The organism is Martelella limonii (assembly GCF_013344475.1).
GTDB lineage: Bacteria > Pseudomonadota > Alphaproteobacteria > Rhizobiales > Rhizobiaceae > Martelella > Martelella limonii.
Genome location: NZ_JABUOU010000001.1, coordinates 1 through 15,125, shown reverse-complemented (window position 1 = coordinate 15,125; position 15,125 = coordinate 1). Strand labels below are relative to the sequence as shown.

The 15,125-nt window shown below is 61.7% G+C and carries 15 protein-coding genes; 7 read left to right on the top strand and 8 right to left on the bottom strand.

Annotated features, from left to right (window positions below; translation table 11 throughout):
• Window positions 1–55: 55 nt before the first annotated feature.
• Window positions 56–1,831 carry a sulfoacetaldehyde acetyltransferase gene (gene xsc, locus HPQ62_RS00075; protein ID WP_174800480.1) on the bottom strand — a complete coding sequence of 592 codons (1,776 nt, stop codon included), beginning with the start codon at window positions 1,829–1,831 and terminating at the stop codon, window positions 56–58.
• A gap of 29 nt (window positions 1,832–1,860) precedes the next feature.
• Window positions 1,861–3,477: a GMC family oxidoreductase gene (locus HPQ62_RS00070; RefSeq protein WP_174800479.1), complete on the bottom strand. Its 1,617-nt coding sequence runs from the start codon at window positions 3,475–3,477 to the stop codon at window positions 1,861–1,863.
• Between the two features lie 117 nt (window positions 3,478–3,594).
• Between HPQ62_RS00070 and HPQ62_RS00065 the strand changes: the two genes are divergently transcribed.
• The 4 genes from HPQ62_RS00065 to HPQ62_RS00050 all read left to right on the top strand — a co-directional run bounded on the left by HPQ62_RS00065 (window position 3,595) and on the right by HPQ62_RS00050 (window position 7,780).
• Window positions 3,595–4,830: a TRAP transporter substrate-binding protein gene (locus HPQ62_RS00065; RefSeq protein ID WP_174800478.1), complete on the top strand. Its 1,236-nt coding sequence runs from the start codon at window positions 3,595–3,597 to the stop codon at window positions 4,828–4,830.
• 81 nt (window positions 4,831–4,911) lie between these two features.
• The gene (locus HPQ62_RS00060; protein WP_206678024.1) at window positions 4,912–5,580 is read left to right on the top strand and encodes a TRAP transporter small permease; all 669 of its coding nucleotides are present in this window, start codon (window positions 4,912–4,914) and stop codon (window positions 5,578–5,580) included.
• 10 nt (window positions 5,581–5,590) lie between these two features.
• Window positions 5,591–6,952: a TRAP transporter large permease gene (locus HPQ62_RS00055; RefSeq protein WP_174800476.1), complete on the top strand. Its 1,362-nt coding sequence runs from the start codon at window positions 5,591–5,593 to the stop codon at window positions 6,950–6,952.
• A 54-nt stretch (window positions 6,953–7,006) separates the two neighbouring features.
• Window positions 7,007–7,780 (top strand): IclR family transcriptional regulator, encoded by a 774-nt coding sequence (locus HPQ62_RS00050; RefSeq protein WP_342343653.1) that lies wholly within the window; start codon window positions 7,007–7,009, stop codon window positions 7,778–7,780.
• Between the two features lie 139 nt (window positions 7,781–7,919).
• Here HPQ62_RS00050 and HPQ62_RS00045 read toward each other — a convergent pair whose 3' ends face one another.
• The 4 genes from HPQ62_RS00045 to HPQ62_RS00030 form a co-directional block, all read right to left on the bottom strand.
• Entirely contained in the window at window positions 7,920–8,711 is a 792-nt protein-coding gene (locus tag HPQ62_RS00045) for a M23 family metallopeptidase (RefSeq protein WP_244629509.1), read from the bottom strand.
• A gap of 554 nt (window positions 8,712–9,265) precedes the next feature.
• A complete protein-coding gene (gene gatA / locus HPQ62_RS00040) occupies window positions 9,266–10,747 on the bottom strand; it encodes an Asp-tRNA(Asn)/Glu-tRNA(Gln) amidotransferase subunit GatA (RefSeq protein WP_174800475.1) in 1,482 nt (493 codons plus the stop codon).
• A gap of 42 nt (window positions 10,748–10,789) precedes the next feature.
• Window positions 10,790–11,077: an Asp-tRNA(Asn)/Glu-tRNA(Gln) amidotransferase subunit GatC gene (gene gatC, locus HPQ62_RS00035; protein WP_174800474.1), complete on the bottom strand. Its 288-nt coding sequence runs from the start codon at window positions 11,075–11,077 to the stop codon at window positions 10,790–10,792.
• Window positions 11,078–11,150: 73 nt separating this feature from the next.
• On the bottom strand, window positions 11,151–11,855 hold the full coding sequence (locus HPQ62_RS00030; RefSeq protein WP_174800473.1) for a metal-dependent hydrolase: 705 nt from the start codon (window positions 11,853–11,855) through the stop codon (window positions 11,151–11,153).
• A 104-nt stretch (window positions 11,856–11,959) separates the two neighbouring features.
• On the opposite strand from HPQ62_RS00030, the gene ruvX reads away from it, so the two are divergent.
• On the top strand, window positions 11,960–12,436 hold the full coding sequence (gene ruvX, locus HPQ62_RS00025; RefSeq protein ID WP_174800472.1) for a Holliday junction resolvase RuvX: 477 nt from the start codon (window positions 11,960–11,962) through the stop codon (window positions 12,434–12,436).
• A 4-nt stretch (window positions 12,437–12,440) separates the two neighbouring features.
• Here the strand turns inward: ruvX and HPQ62_RS00020 are convergent, their stop codons facing one another.
• Window positions 12,441–12,617 carry a hypothetical protein gene (locus tag HPQ62_RS00020; protein ID WP_174800471.1) on the bottom strand — a complete coding sequence of 59 codons (177 nt, stop codon included), beginning with the start codon at window positions 12,615–12,617 and terminating at the stop codon, window positions 12,441–12,443.
• Window positions 12,618–12,720: 103 nt separating this feature from the next.
• Between HPQ62_RS00020 and HPQ62_RS00015 the strand changes: the two genes are divergently transcribed.
• Together HPQ62_RS00015 and HPQ62_RS00010 are read left to right on the top strand one after the other, a co-directional pair.
• Entirely contained in the window at window positions 12,721–13,647 is a 927-nt protein-coding gene (locus HPQ62_RS00015) for an AEC family transporter (RefSeq protein WP_174800470.1), read from the top strand.
• 8 nt (window positions 13,648–13,655) lie between these two features.
• Window positions 13,656–14,033 (top strand): VOC family protein, encoded by a 378-nt coding sequence (locus HPQ62_RS00010; RefSeq protein ID WP_174800469.1) that lies wholly within the window; start codon window positions 13,656–13,658, stop codon window positions 14,031–14,033.
• 73 nt (window positions 14,034–14,106) lie between these two features.
• On the opposite strand, the gene tuf is transcribed toward HPQ62_RS00010, so the two are convergent.
• On the bottom strand, window positions 14,107–15,125 hold a 1,019-nt coding region (tuf, locus tag HPQ62_RS00005), incomplete at its 5' end, for an elongation factor Tu (RefSeq protein ID WP_174800468.1).

The following is a 15,125-nucleotide window of genomic DNA, read 5'->3' as shown; positions in this document are numbered from 1 at the left end:
CTGACGACATGGTTGTGAAACGCGGCGACCGTAGCCGCCGCGCCTGGCAGATTTGTCAGACAGACTGCTTGCGCATGTCGGCCCGGTTGATGCCCGCGACCGAGACCGGCTTCTTCATGGCATCGCGACGGAAGGGTTCGCCGAGTTCCTGGTTGAGCACGACCTCGATGAAGGTGGTCTTCTTTTCCTTCATCTGGCGGTCGATCGCCTTGTCGAGTTCGCTTGACAAATCATCCATGCTTGTCACCTGCACGCCCTCGACGCCGCAGGCCTTGGCGATATCGGCGTAGCGGACATCGAGCGACAGTTCGGTGCCCACGAAATTGTCGTCGAACCAGAGCGTCGTGTTGCGCTTTTCCGCGCCCCACTGGTAGTTGCGGAAGATCACCATGGTGATCGCCGGCCAGTTGTCGCGCTTCAGGGAGACCATTTCGTTCATCGAGATCCCGAAGGCGCCGTCGCCGGCAAAGCCGACCACCGGCGTATCGGGCTGACCGATCTTGGCGCCGACGATCGCCGGGAAACCATAGCCGCAGGGACCGAAGAGACCGGGCGCCAGATATTTGCGGCCTTCCTCGAAGGTCGGATAGGCGTTGCCGATCGCGCAATTATTGCCGATGTCGGAGGTGATGATCGCATCCTTCGGCAGCGACTTCTGGATCGCGCGCCATGCCATGCGCGGGCTCATCCGCTCCGGCTCGCGGTTGCGGGCGCGCTCGTTCCAGCTGGTGCCCTCGTCGTCTTCTTCATGATCGAGCGAGGTGAGCTCCTGCGCCCAGGCCGACTTGGTCTTCGCAATCAGCGCCTTGCGATCGTCGCGGTCGGCATCGCCGGCATTGTCGGCGAGCTTTTCGAGAATGCTGGTGGCGACCTTCTTCGAATCGCCGACGATGCCGACGGTGACCTTCTTGGTAAGCCCGATCCGGTCCGGATTGATGTCGACCTGGATGATCTCCGCATCCTTCGGCCAGTAGTCGATGCCGTAGCCCGGCAGCGTCGAGAAAGGGTTGAGGCGGGTGCCAAGCGCCAGCACGACATCGGCCTTGGAAATCAGCTCCATCCCGGCCTTGGAGCCGTTATAGCCGAGCGGGCCTGCAAACAGCGGGTGGTTGCCCGGAAACGCGTCATTGTGCTGATAGCCGACGCAGACCGGCGCATCGAGCCGCTCGGCAAGCGCCTTTGACGCCTCGATCGCGCCGCCGAGAACGACGCCTGCGCCATTGAGGATAACCGGGAACTTCGCTTCGCTCAAAAGCTTGGCGGCACGGTCGATCGCCATCTCGCCGCCGGAGGGCCGCTCGAATTCGACGATCGCCGGCAGTTCGATATCGATCACCTGGGTCCAGAAGTCGCGCGGAATGTTGATCTGTGCCGGGCCGCTGGCGCGCTTGGCCTTGAGGATGACGCGGTTCAGCACCTCGGCGATGCGGGAGGCATCGCGCACCTCTTCCTGATAGGCGACCATGTCCTTGAACAGCGCCATCTGCTCGACTTCCTGGAAGCCGCCCTGACCGATGGTCTTGTTGGCGGCCTGCGGGGTGACGACCAGAAGCGGCGTGTGGTTCCAGTAGGCGGTCTTGACCGGCGTCACCAGAGAGGTGATGCCCGGCCCGTTCTGGGCCACCACCATCGACATCTTGCCGGTGGCGCGGCTGTAGCCATCGGCCATCATCCCGGCGTTGCATTCATGGGCGCAGTCCCAAAATTCGATGCCCGCCTCGGGAAAAAGATCCGAAATCGGCATCATGGCCGAGCCGATAATGCCGAAGGCGTGTTCGATGCCATGCATCTGAAGGACTTTGACGAAAGCCTCCTCGGTGGTCATTTTCATGGGCTGTCTCCTCTGCCAAAACGGTTGTGTCAGGCGATCCGGCGGTTGTCCTCGCGGACCAGATCGCTGCATTTCTCGCCGATCATGATGGCCGGCGCATTGGTGTTGCCGGACACAATTTCCGGCATGATCGAGCAATCCGCGACCCTGAGGCCGGAAACGCCGCGTACCCTGAGGCGTTCGTCGACGACGGCGCGCTCATCCTGGCCCATGCGGCACGTGCCTGTCGGGTGATAGATCGAAACGGAGTGGTTGCGCGCCCAGTCGAGCGTGCCTTCATAATCGTCCATCGCCAGATCGGCCGATGGCCGGAATTCTTCCGCGATCTTGGAGTTCAGCGGCGCATGGCGGGCGATCCTCCGCGCGATCTTGACGCCTTCGACAATCGTGCGGCGGTCCGTCTCGGCGGAAAGATAATGCGCGAAGATCTTCGGATAGGTGCGCGGATCTGGCCCGTTCAGGACGATCTCACCGCGGCTTTCGGGACGCAGCTGACAGACCGACATGGTGAAGGCCGAAAACGGATGCACGCCGGCGCCTGGACTGTCGGCCGACCAGGGCTGGACGTGGAACTGGATATCGGGCGTTTCGACATGATCGCCGGTGCGCATGAAGCCGGTCGCAAGGCTTGCCGCCATCGCCATCGGACCCGCCCGGAACATCGCATATTTCAGCGCGATCCTTGCCTGATTGAACAGCGAGCGCACCTCGTCATTCAGCGTCGGCTCGTTGCATTTGAACACGAGCCGGGCCTGCAGATGGTCCTGCAGATTGCGCCCGACATCCGGCGCGTGATGCACGACGTCGATGCCGTTCGCCTTCAGCCGGTCACCATCGCCGATGCCCGACAGCATCAGCAGCTGCGGCGAGTTGATGGTACCGGAGGAAACGATCACCTCGCGCCGGCAGGTCACCAGCGCATCGGCCTTTCCGTTGGCCAGATAGCTGACGCCTGTCGCGCGTCCGTTCTCGATCTCGATCTTTTTCACCAGCGCGCCGGTGATGATCTTGAGGTTCGGCCGCTTGCGGGCCGGATTGAGAAAGGCAACAGCGGAACTGCAGCGCCTGCCCTTGCGCGCCGTCAGCTGGAAATAGCCGACGCCCTCTTGGGTCTCGCCGTTATAGTCCGGATTGAACGGATAGCCGGCAGCCATTGCCGCGGCCACCCAGGCATCGCAGATGGGGCGCTGCAGGCGCATGTTGGAGACCGACAATTCGCCCTCGGTGCCATGAAATTCATCGGCGCCGCGCTCCTGATTTTCCGAACGCTTGAACAGCGGCAGCACTTCTTCCCAGCTCCAGCCGCGGTTGCCCATCTGCGCCCAGCGGTCATAGTCCTGGCGCTGGCCGCGCACATAAAGCAGGCCGTTGAGCGACGACGAACCGCCAAGCACCTTGCCCCGCGGCCAGTCGATCGCGCGGCCGTTGAGGCCCGGATCGGGCTCGGTCTTGTAGCACCAGTCGACCGTCGGATTATGCATCGTCTTGAAATAGCCGACCGGAATGTGGATCCACGGATTGCGGTCGGCAGGCCCTGCCTCGAGCACAACCACGCTGACGTCGGGATCGGCGCTCAGCCGGTTGGCGATGACGCAGCCGGCCGAACCTGCGCCGACGATCACATAATCCGCTTCCAACCGCTCCATAAGCCCCCTCCAAGCCGTGAATTCGCCGTCGGGACGACGAAAGTATCTTGCAAGGCCATTCGATATATGATTGATTTCGATACCGCAAGTCTCATTTTTCGACAGGGAGGGAAGAAAATGACAGGACTGAACGAGAAGCTGCGCCATATATCGCGCCGCGACCTTTTCAAATTATCGGGTCAATTCGGGCTGAGCTCCACGCTTCTGGCGGCAAGCTCCATGGCCGGCGTGATCACGCTGCCGAGCCTCGCCAAGGCCGTGGAAAGCACCTATGAGAAGCGCTTCGGCAACGAGCCGAAATACACGCTGAAATATGGCGCGTCTGGCTTCAACGCCAACAACACGCTGATCGAGCGCGTCGGCTGCCTGGAATTTGCCCGCGACCTCGAGGAGCGCACGGACGGCCTGGTGCGCGTCGAATTCATCGGCGACAACCAGATCTGCGGCCAGCTGAACTGCGTCGAGAAGACCCAGCTCGGCATCGTCGACATCTACACCGCCTCGACCCAGAACTCGGCGGGCGGCGCGCCCTATCTCAACGTGCTCGACTATGCCTACATGTTCCCGGGCCGCGCCTCGCAGTACCACTTCTTCTACAGCCCCGAATCCCAGCGCATCCTGCGCGACCCGCTGGAAAAGCGGCATGGGCTGAAATTCCTGTTTACCCATTGCGAACTGCGCGGCATCCAGCTTGGCCTGAAATATTCCGACAAGCCGACGATCACGCGGCTCGATCAGCTGTTCGGCACCAAGAACCGCGTTACCGGCACACAGCTCGGCCGCATCGCAATGCAGCTGCTGAACCTCAACCCGGTTCCGATCGCCTGGGAAGAAACGCTCGACGGCCTCAAGCAGGGCCTGATCGACGGTGCGGAAACCTGGGCCTCCGCCGTAGCCTACGCCAACATGGCACCGGTGGTCTCGCAGTCGGTCGACCTCAAGTTCTTCTGCGGCACCGAACACACCTCGATGAATGCCAAGGTGTTCGACGGGTTCGAGGCGGAAATCCAGGAAGCCGTGCTGGAATCGTCCTACTTCACGCAGGCGGTCATCCAGGGTGCCAATGAAGCGGCGCTGATCAACACGGTCGGCTTCTCTGATCCGCAGCTTCCCAACACGGTCTTTGCCGACAACAATGTCCGTCCTGCCTTCCTTGCCGACGACCAGATCAAGATGGCCGAGGAAATGTGCTCGCCGGAATTCAATCCGGGCCCCTGGGAACAGTGGCGCGAGCGCCTCAACAACTGGGCCGGCGGCATCGACACCTATACCGAGATCAGCGCGATCGCGCGTCAGGTCCCGGCAGACATGCGGGCGGAAAACGTCGAGCCGCGCCGCTGGTGGAAGAGCTGACCGCAACCCCACACTGAAACTGGCCGGCGTTTCGGGGAGGAATGCCGGCAATCATGCCCATCGTTTGGGAGGAGAATGACGTTGGAAACGTTGCTTGGCGGCGCCTGGTCGATCGTCACGTCGATCGGTAGCTGGGATTCATGGACGATCAGCGAGGCGCTGGGCTCGAACGGCGCCTGGCTTGTCGGTCTGATCGTGACGATTTTGGGCGGTCTGCTGGTCGCCTTTCTTTATGCCCGCCTTCCCTTTGTCGAGCGGCATCTCGAGAAGTTCTTCATGATCTGGTCGTATCTGCTGATCGCCACGATCCTGGCCGTCGAGGTGGTACGGCGTTTCGCGTTTTCGGTTCAGGAACCATGGTCGACCACGCTGCCGCCCTTCCTGTTCCTGATCATGGCCTGGGCGGGTTGCGCCTACAACATGAAGTTCCGCAATCACTTAAGCTTCGCCGAGTTTCGCAGCATGCTGCCGCGCGCCGGCCAGTTTGCTTGCCTGGTGCTGGACGCGGTGATGTGGACGGTATTCTGCTGGGTCGTCATCGTCACCTCCACACGGGTGGTCTTCAATTCGGCCGCCAATTTCCAGATCCTGCTCGGCACCGACAATGTGCTGCAATGGTGGCTGCTGACCTCGGTTCCGGTGAGCTTCCTGCTGATGGCCGGCAGGGCATTCGAGAACCTTGCCATCGACTATCGCAATTACCGCACCGGCGAACCGCTGATCGCCGCGTCGGCGCAGTTCGGCGACTGAGGAGCATTTCATGTCCGACTCTGTCTGGATCACCATCATCTCGCTGGGCGCGACGGCCGTCTTCCTGCTCGGCGTTCCGGTTCTGCTCGTCATCGGCCTCTGGGTCATCGGCATGAGCCTTCTGCTCGGCCTGCCGCTCGACAACCTGGGCTCGGCGCTTTCCGATGTGTTCACCGATGGCTTTGCGCTTCTGGCAATGCCGCTCTTCATCCTCACCGGCGATCTCATCAACCAGTCCGGCATTGCCAAGCGCATGTCCGATTTCGCCTATTCCTGCCTTGGCTGGATGCGCGGCGGCCTTGCCATGGCGGCGATCGGCGCCTGCGGCCTGTTTGCGGCGATTTCCGGCTCCAACTCGGCAACCACTGCCACGATCGGCTCGATGCTCCATCCGGAGATGAAGAAGGGCGGCTATGACGAGCGCTTCTCCGCCGCAACCGCCGCAGCCGGCGGCACGCTCGGCATCATCATCCCGCCTTCGATCATCTTCATCGTCTACGGCTTCCTGATGAACCTGCCGATCTCCGAGCTGTTCGTTGCCGGCATCATTCCGGGTCTGCTGATGGGACTTTCCATGATGCTGTTCTGCTGGATCATCTGCTCGATCAATGGCTGGGGCCATCTGATCCGGCTTGAGCCGTCGCGCGTGCTGAAGACGGCGGTCGGCTCGTGGCTCGGCTTCTTCGCAATCGGCATCGTGCTCTGGGGCATCTACACCGGCAAGTTCTCGCCGACCGAAGCTGCCGCCGTGACCGTCGCCTTCTGCGTGGTCGTGGGCTTCATCAGCCTGCCGCTTCACAAGATGATGGGTTCGCCCAGCGAAGACCGGCCGCCGAGCGAACGCAGCTATGGCGAAATGCTGGTGGTGCAGGGCTTCAGCCCGATCGACATTCCCACGATCACGCTGCGCTCGGCGCAGATCACAGGCATCCTCGCGCCGCTGATCGCGATCTCCGTGGTGATGCAGCAGATCCTGTCCGTGATGGGCGCGGAAGATGCGATCGGCAATTTCGTCCGCTCCATGGGCGGCTATTACCCGGTGCTGTTTACCGCCATGGCGATCGTGTTCGTCACGGGCATGGTGCTGGAAAGCCTGCCGACCACCATCATCATGGCGCCGATCCTCGCGCCGATTGCAGCCTCGATCGGCGTCGACCCGATCCAGTTCGCGGTGATCTTCCTGGTCGGCGCCTCGATTGGCTTCATCACCCCGCCCTATGGCCTCAACCTCTATGTGGCCTCCGGCGTCACCGGCGTCTCCTATTTCAGGATATTGCGCTATATATATCCCTACATCCTGGCACTGGTCGCGGTCTGGGTGCTGGTCGCTCTTGTGCCCTCGCTCTCCACGATGCTACTGCCAAACAGATAAGACGCTGGCAGTGCCAGACCATGCAACAATCAGAATGAAGCGGCAGCTTGCAACGTGGATGATCAGACCGGCCAGATACCGACGAACCTTCGCCTGCTGATGGTGCTCGAAGCGCTTGCGCAAGCAGGTTCGCCGGTGACGCCGACCGAGGTCAATCAGACGCTCGGGCTGCCGAAGCCGACGATCCACCGCCTGTTTGCAACGCTTGAGGCCGAAGGCTTCATCCAGCGCGAGATTGACGGGCGGGGCTATTCGCCCGGGAGCCGGCTGAGGGTGATGTCTGCCGGCATCATGTCCTCGCTCCGGATCCGCACCGCCCGCCAGGCAATCCTGACGGCGCTGGCCGAAGAGATCAATGAGACCTGCAACATCTCGATCCCCGACCGGGACGCGATGATCTATCTTGAGCGTGTGGAAACCAAATGGCCGCTGCGCATCCAGCTGCCGGTCGGCTCGCGCGTGCCGTTCTACTGCACCTCGGCAGGCAAGATGTATCTGAGCTCGCTCGATCGCAAGCATGTGATCGGCTATCTCAATGCGACGGAACTGACCGCGCGCGCCGCCAACACGATGACGACGCCGGAGGCGCTGCTTGAAGAGATCGACCGCATCCGTGAGCGCGGTTACTCCACGGACAACGAGGAGTTCATGGACGGCATGATCGCGGTCGCCGTTCCGATCCGCGACAGCTACGGACGGCTGGTCTCGTCGCTGTCCTTCCACGCGCCGCTGCAACGCCTCACGCTTGAAGAAGCCGTCGGCCATGTCGGCCTGCTCAATGGCGCCTCCGGCAAGCTTTCAGCGCTGATCAGCGATCCCGAGGCCTAGAAGCCATCCGACATCCTTCCAATGCAGAGCGTCACGAGCGGCTCCGGACAGCTGGAGCCCATTCAGTGAGCGGCTCGCACCAGGGACGGACATCAGCCTTTCTGACGCCATGTCGAACGTCCCAGCGCCCAGCCAGCCCTCAGGCGTCTTCCTTCACGTATTTTTCGAACCTCGCAAGGTCTGCGCCTTCGAGCCTTCCCTCGCGGATGAAGTGGACCTTGCGCGGGTCGACTTTCGTGCCATTGATCGACACCTCGTAATGAAGATGCGAACCGGTGGCGAGGCCGGTGCGTCCGACATAGCCGATCAACTGTCCCTGCTCCACGTGAACGCCAGCCTTTATGCCTTTGGCAAACTTGCTCTCATGGCTGTAGGAGGTCTGGTAGCCATGGCCGTGATCGATCACGATCTGCTTGCCCTCGCCGCCGCTGCGCGTGCCGGCAAACGTCACGACGCCATCGGCAGCAGCGTAGATCGGCGTACCGGTCGGCGCAGACCAGTCCGCACCGGAGTGCATGCGCGAATAGCCGAGCACCGGGTGGTAGCGACGGCCAAAGCCCGAGGTCGGCTTCCCATCCGGCACCGGATTGCGCAGAAGATATTGCCCGAGCTTGTTGCCGTCGCCATCGAAAAATGCGGATTTTCCGCTTGCGGGATCGCGGTAGCGGTAGACGCTGATCGTGTTGTCGCCAAGCTGAAGGACCATGTCGAGCGCACGCGAAGCAGGCGAGCGCGACGGGGCGGGTTTGTCCGCCGCATAGGAAAGCCGCAACCGGTCATCGGGCCCGGTCGCGCCTTCCTCCTTGCCCTGGATCGGGCTTACGAAGTGATCGATTGCAGATGTCTCGGTTGGGGGTGATGTTTCAGCGGTGGTGGTGCAGGCCGACAGCGAAAGCGCGGCGAGCAGCATAAACAATGAAAGCGATTTCAATTCTTGCCCTTCGAAGCTGTTTCGACGGGCAGAAGCCTTCGGAATATGGCAGAAATGACACCCCCTCCCGGCAGGAAAATGATGCCGCGGGAATGTCACGGAATTGCCTTCGTAGATGCCCGAAGACCATGGGACGGCCCCGCTCTGGCAAGGCGCGATGACAGGAGCGGCTCCGGCGACATCGGCGACGCCCTATCCCGGCACGAACCGAGACTTTCCAGAAGGGAGAAAAGCGGCTTGAATGGGACGCACAGAAACCGATCACCATGAGGCTAGGCCCGGATGGGTTGGGATTGTCCAGCGAGGTTTGAGGGCGCAGGGGAAAAGCGGATCAGTCCCGCGTGAATGCGGTTCCCAATGCCCCGGTCCGCGCCAATGTGAAGCGAGGATGGCCGTTCGATGTCACGGCCTCTTCTCGTAAATGCCACGCTTGCGATATCTGGCGTGCCCCAGCAAGGAGAGGATACCGCCAAGCGTGGTGAAGTTGCACGCCCCCTCGGCTCTGCATTTTCGCGGGTGTCAGGTGTCTCCACCTGGCACCCGAATGCTCGAGGCTACCACCACTTTTCCGGCGTAAACCGGCCGGCGGCCTTTTCCATGACGGCGGCCGTGCGGAACAGCGTTTCTTCCTCGAAGGGCTTGCCGATCAGCTGCAGGCCGAGCGGAAGGCCGTTGTGGTCGAGACCGGCGGGAACGGAAATCCCCGGAAGGCCGGCCATGTTCACCGTCACCGTGAAGATGTCGTTCAGATACATCTTCACCGGATCATTGGCGAGATCCTGATCGGCAATGCCGAATGCGGCGGACGGTGTCGCCGGCGTCAGAATGGTATCGACGCCTTCGGCAAACACGTTTTCGAAGTCGCGCTTGATCAGCGTGCGCACCTTCTGCGCCTTCAGATAGTAGGCGTCATAATAGCCAGCCGACAGCACATAGGTGCCGATCATGATGCGGCGCTGGACCTCGGGGCCGAAACCGGCCGCGCGGGTCTTTTCATACATGTCGGCAATGTCCTTGCCTTCCACGCGCAGGCCGTATTTGACGCCGTCATAGCGGGCGAGGTTCGAGGAGGCCTCCGCCGGCGCGACGATATAATAGGCAGGCAGCGCGTATTTGGTATGCGGCAGCGAGATATCGACGATCTCGGCGCCGGCATCCTTCAGCATCTCGATGCCCTTCTGCCAGAGCTTTTCGATATCCTCCGGCATGCCTTCGACACGGTATTCGCGCGGAATGCCGATCTTCATGCCCTTCACCGACTGGCCGATGGCGGCTTCGTAATCCGGCACCGGCAGATCGACAGAAGTAGTGTCCTTGTCGTCCACGCTTGCCATGGATTTCAGCAGGATCGCCGCATCGCGCACGTCACGGGCAATCGGTCCGGCCTGATCGAGCGAGGAGGCAAACGCCACAACGCCCCAGCGAGAGCAGCGGCCATAGGTGGGCTTGATGCCGACCGTGCCGGTAAACGCAGCCGGCTGACGGATCGAGCCGCCGGTATCGGTGGCGGTGGCCCCTGCGCAAAGATGCGCGGCGACGGCTGCGGCGGAACCACCGGACGAGCCGCCCGGAACGCGGTCCTGGTTCGAGCCCTTGGCCCTCCAGGGATTGATGACCGGCCCGTAATAGGAGGTCTCGTTGGAAGAGCCCATCGCGAACTCGTCCATGTTGAGCTTGCCCAGCATCACCGCGCCATCGTCCCAGAGGTTCTGGGTCACGGTCGACTCGTATTTCGGCTTGAAGCCATCAAGAATGTGCGAGGCGGCCTGGGTGTGGACGTCACGGGTGCCGAACAGATCCTTCACGCCGAGCGGAATCCCCTCCAGCGCGCCGCCCGTGCCCTGGGAGAGCTTCAGGTCGGAGGCCTTGGCCATGGCGGTCGCCTGATCATGGGTTACCGCCACATAGGCGTTGAGGGCGCCATTGTGATCATCGATCGCCTTCAGATAGGAGGCGGTCAGTTCGGTCGCGGTAATGTCCTTGGCCTTGAGCTTGTCACGGGCCTCGGCGATGGTCAGGCTGGTCAGTTCGGTCATAAGCGTCACTTTGTTGCAGGTCGCTGGGGAAGGTGGAGGGGTCTATTCGACAACCTTCGGCACCAGGAAGAAATTGCGTTCCGTCTCGGGGGCGTTCGCAACGATCACATCGGCCTTGTCGCCATCCGTGACGGCGTCGTCGCGTTTTCTCATCGTCATGGGCATCACAGAGGTCATCGGCTCGACGCCCTCGACATCCACCTCGCCCAGCTGTTCGACGAAACCGAGGATTGCGTTGAGCTCGCCGGTCATGCGCTCGACGGCTTCCTCATCGACGGCGAGGCGCGCCAGCTTGGCAACACGTTTGACGGTCGCGGTGTCTACGGACATGAAAGCTCTCCGGGTTTATAATTTCCCCTGACGCTATAAAGGGCGTCGCCGCCCTTCGCAACGGTGCAATTGATCACAGATCGACCGTTTCGCCGGGTTTCGGGGTCAGCACCTCGGTCGGGCCCGGCCCCATGCCGGTAACGAAGGAATCCGGTGTCTGGTCGATGATCGGGAACGTGCCGTAATGCATCGGGATCACGGTCTCGAAGTTGAAATAGCGCTGGCAGGCAAGGGCCGCCACCGCACCGCCCATGGTGAAACGGTCGCCGATCGGAACAAGACCGACCTGCGGCGTGTGCAGCTCGTTGATCAAGGCCATATCGGAGAAGATGTCGGTATCACCCATGTGATAGATCGTCGGCTCGTCATCGATATGCAGCATCAGCCCGTTGGGATTGCCGAGTGCATGGGAAACGCCGTCCTCGGTGATGAAGGCGGAGGAATGCAGCGCATTGGTGAATGTCACCGTGAAATTGTCGAAATCGACCGTGCCGCCGGTATTGCCCGCCTCGATGTTCGTCACACCCTGTTTGCCGAGCCAGGCAGCCAGATCGGCGTTGGCAAGCACGGTCGCGCCGGTTTCCTTCGCGATCGGAATGGTGTCGCCCAGATGATCGCCGTGGCCGTGGGTCAGAAGGATGTGGGTCACGCCCTTGACCACGCCGCCCCGATCGAGCCCCTCAAAGGACGGATTACCCGAGAGAAACGGGTCGATCAGAATGGTTGCTTTTGCGGTTTCCAGGCGGAATGCGGAATGCCCGAGCCAGGTCAGCTTCATTTTGCTTTTCCTTCATGCTGGCGTTAAGTGTTCTATCCCAACACCTAATGCGGCCCGGCTCGATTTTCCATCGAAGCTTGGCAAAAGGCGCCAAGAAAAACACCATGACCGTCCAGACGATTGAAGAACTGGCCGCAGGCCTCGCCCCTGCTGCAGCCATTGCCGGCCTCGATCTCGGCACCAAGACCATCGGCCTTGCGGTTTCGGACCTGTCGCGCCGGTTTGCGACCCCGCGGCCGGTGCTGAAGCGCATCAAGTTCACCCGGGACGCGGAGACGCTGCTGGCCTTTGCCAAAAAGGAACGGATCGCGGGCTTCGTCATCGGCCTGCCGATGAACATGGATGGCAGTGCCGGACCGCGCGTTCAGGCGACCCGCGCCTTCGTGCGCAGCATGGAAGAAAAGACCGACCTTCCCTTCTGTTTCTGGGACGAACGGCTTTCGACGGTTGCAGCCCAGCGGGTGCTTCTGGAAATGGACGTCTCCCGGCAGAAGCGGGCGGAGCGGATCGACTCGGCCGCCGCATCCTTCATTCTGCAGGGCGCGCTCGACCGGTTGACGGCGATCGCGAGGCAGGCTTGAGGCGCTATTCCTGCATGCGTTCCACGGCGCGATCGCCAAGCATGCGCCGCGTGTCGAACATATGGTCCACAAACACGATGATCGCGAGGATTGCGCCGCTGACCGCAAGTTCGATCGGCAGGCACGCCAGCGCCGTGCCCAGTATTGCAATTCTCAATCGGCGCGGCCAGACTTCGTTCATCGGCTTTTCTTTCTCCACAGGTCTGTGTGACAGAAATACCTTCGCTCTGGCAAGCAATCATCGCAGGCAAAGTTAACCGAACCATAGGCCACCGGTATTCCGCATGCTCCTGATCTTCGAAAGCGTTCTGCCCATCTTCATCGTGATTGCATTCGGGGCCTTCCTGAAACGCGTCCCGATCTTCAACGACGGCTTCTGGGCGGGACTGAACCAGCTCGGCTATTATGTACTGTTTCCGGCGCTGCTGTTTACCACGCTGGCGCGTGCGGATTTCTCGTCGCTCGATGCCGGTCGGATCGGGTGGATCGCGCTGATGGCCGTGACCATCATATCGGCGCTCACACTCGCGCTCTGGCCCCTCTTGAAGCGATGGCGCGTCGGTCGCCCGGCCTATACCTCCGTGTTTCAGACAACAACGCGTTGGAACGCCTTCGTGGCGCTCGCGATCGCCGACAAGTTTGCAGGCCTTGAAGGCATGGCGGTTATCTCGCTGATGATGACGGCAACGATCATTCCGCTCAACATCGTCAACGTGATGGTCCTCGTCACGTTTTCCGGCGAGAAGCGCAATCTCGGCGCAATGGCGCTGAAGGTCGCAACCAACCCTCTGGTGGTCGCAGCCCTCGTCTCGATCCTGATCAACTTCCTGTCGATCCCGATCTACGATCCGGTCTATGCGGCCTTCGACCTGATGGCCCGCGCAGCCCTTGGCATGGGCCTGCTGCTGGTCGGCGCCGGGCTGGTGATATCGGATGCGCTGAAGCCGAAGCCGATGGTGCTGCTGCCGACCGTGATGAAACTCATCCTGTTTCCGTTCGTCACCTACACGCTGGCGACCACACTCGGCGTCACCGGCATGCCGCTGACCGTCATGGTGCTCGGCGCAAGCGTGCCCACCGCGATGAACGGCTATGTTCTGGCCCGCCAGCTCGGCGGCGATGCGCGGCTCTATTCGGCCGTCGTCACCGTCCAGACGCTGGTGTCGATCATCACTCTCCCCATGGCCCTGCTGCTGGTGGGCGGGGCCTGAGCGGAACCATGACAAAGCCGACCTTCATCAACACGCTCGTTTTCGTCGCCGACATCAAGCGCTCCGTCGCGTTTTACTGCGACCTGCTCGGCCAGACGATCGCGCAGGACCACGGCGATTTCGTTCAGCTAGAAAACGGACTGGCGCTGCATTCCGGAAAAGCCCTGGAAACCACGATATTCGGTGCGCCGGCCGCGCGCACCGAGCCCTATGGGCGCGCCAATATGGTGATCTATTTCGAATCCGGCGCGCTGCAGGCACTGTTCGAAAAGGTTTCGGCCAGAGCGGCGCTCATCCATCCGATCGAGCGGCAGGCCTGGGGGCAGTCCGTGTTCAGATGCCACGACCCCGACGGCCACATCATCGAGATTGGCGAGCCGATGTAAAGCCTGCCCAAGAACAAGAAAAAGCCCCGGCGGATCGCTCCGCCGGGGCTTTTTTCAATTCAGTCGATCAAGCTTACTTGATGATCGAGGCGACGATGCCGGCGCCGACGGTACGGCCGCCTTCGCGGATAGCGAAGCGCAGCTTTTCTTCCATCGCGATCGGAACGATCAGCTCGACGTCAACCGTGACGTTGTCGCCCGGCATGACCATTTCCGTGCCTTCCGGCAGCGTGACAACACCGGTCACGTCCGTGGTGCGGAAGTAGAACTGCGGACGATAGTTGGTGAAGAACGGCGTATGACGGCCGCCTTCTTCCTTCGTCAGGATGTAGGCTTCTGCCTTGAACACGGTGTGCGGCGTAACCGAACCCGGCTTGCAGAGGATCTGGCCACGCTCGACCTGGTCGCGCTGTACGCCACGGATCAGAGCGCCGATGTTGTCGCCGGCCTGGCCCTGGTCGAGCAGCTTGCGGAACATTTCAACGCCGGTAACCGTCGTCTTCTGCGTTGCCTTGATGCCGACGATTTCGACTTCTTCGCCAACCTTGACGATGCCGCGCTCGACACGGCCGGTCACGACCGTACCACGACCCGAGATCGAGAACACGTCTTCGATCGGCATCAGGAAGGGCTGGTCAACCGGGCGCTCAGGCGTCGGGATGTAGTCGTCGACAGCGGCCATCAGTTCGCGGATCGCGTCTTCGCCGATCTTCTTGTCCGAATCTTCCAGAGCAGCAAGAGCCGAGCCCTTGATGATCGGGATTTCGTCGCCCGGGAACTCGTAAGAATCGAGCAGCTCGCGGACTTCCATTTCGACGAGCTCGAGGAGCTCTTCGTCGTCGACCTGGTCAACCTTGTTCAGGAACACGACGATCGCCGGAACGCCAACCTGACGGGCAAGCAGGATGTGCTCGCGGGTCTGCGGCATCGGGCCGTCGGCAGCCGAGCAAACCAGGATCGCGCCATCCATCTGGGCAGCACCGGTGATCATGTTCTTGACGTAGTCGGCGTGGCCGGGGCAGTCAACGTGGGCGTAGTGGCGGTTCGGCGTCTCATATTCGACGTGGGCCGTCGAGATGGTGATGCCACGGG

Excerpts from the sequence above, each read along its gene's own strand:
- HPQ62_RS00030 (WP_174800473.1), bottom strand. The coding sequence starts at position 11,855 with ATGAAGCTGACCTGGCTCGGGCATTCCGCATTCCGCCTGGAAACCGCA.
- HPQ62_RS00020 (WP_174800471.1), bottom strand. The coding sequence starts at position 12,617 with ATGAACGAAGTCTGGCCGCGCCGATTGAGAATTGCAATACTGGGCACG.
- xsc (WP_174800480.1), bottom strand. The coding sequence starts at position 1,831 with ATGAAAATGACCACCGAGGAGGCTTTCGTCAAAGTCCTTCAGATGCAT.
- gatC (WP_174800474.1), bottom strand. The coding sequence starts at position 11,077 with ATGTCCGTAGACACCGCGACCGTCAAACGTGTTGCCAAGCTGGCGCGC.
- ruvX (WP_174800472.1), top strand. The coding sequence starts at position 11,960 with ATGACCGTCCAGACGATTGAAGAACTGGCCGCAGGCCTCGCCCCTGCT.
- HPQ62_RS00015 (WP_174800470.1), top strand. The coding sequence starts at position 12,721 with ATGCTCCTGATCTTCGAAAGCGTTCTGCCCATCTTCATCGTGATTGCA.
- HPQ62_RS00055 (WP_174800476.1), top strand. The coding sequence starts at position 5,591 with ATGTCCGACTCTGTCTGGATCACCATCATCTCGCTGGGCGCGACGGCC.
- gatA (WP_174800475.1), bottom strand. The coding sequence starts at position 10,747 with ATGACCGAACTGACCAGCCTGACCATCGCCGAGGCCCGTGACAAGCTC.
- HPQ62_RS00010 (WP_174800469.1), top strand. The coding sequence starts at position 13,656 with ATGACAAAGCCGACCTTCATCAACACGCTCGTTTTCGTCGCCGACATC.
- HPQ62_RS00065 (WP_174800478.1), top strand. The coding sequence starts at position 3,595 with ATGACAGGACTGAACGAGAAGCTGCGCCATATATCGCGCCGCGACCTT.
- HPQ62_RS00070 (WP_174800479.1), bottom strand. The coding sequence starts at position 3,477 with ATGGAGCGGTTGGAAGCGGATTATGTGATCGTCGGCGCAGGTTCGGCC.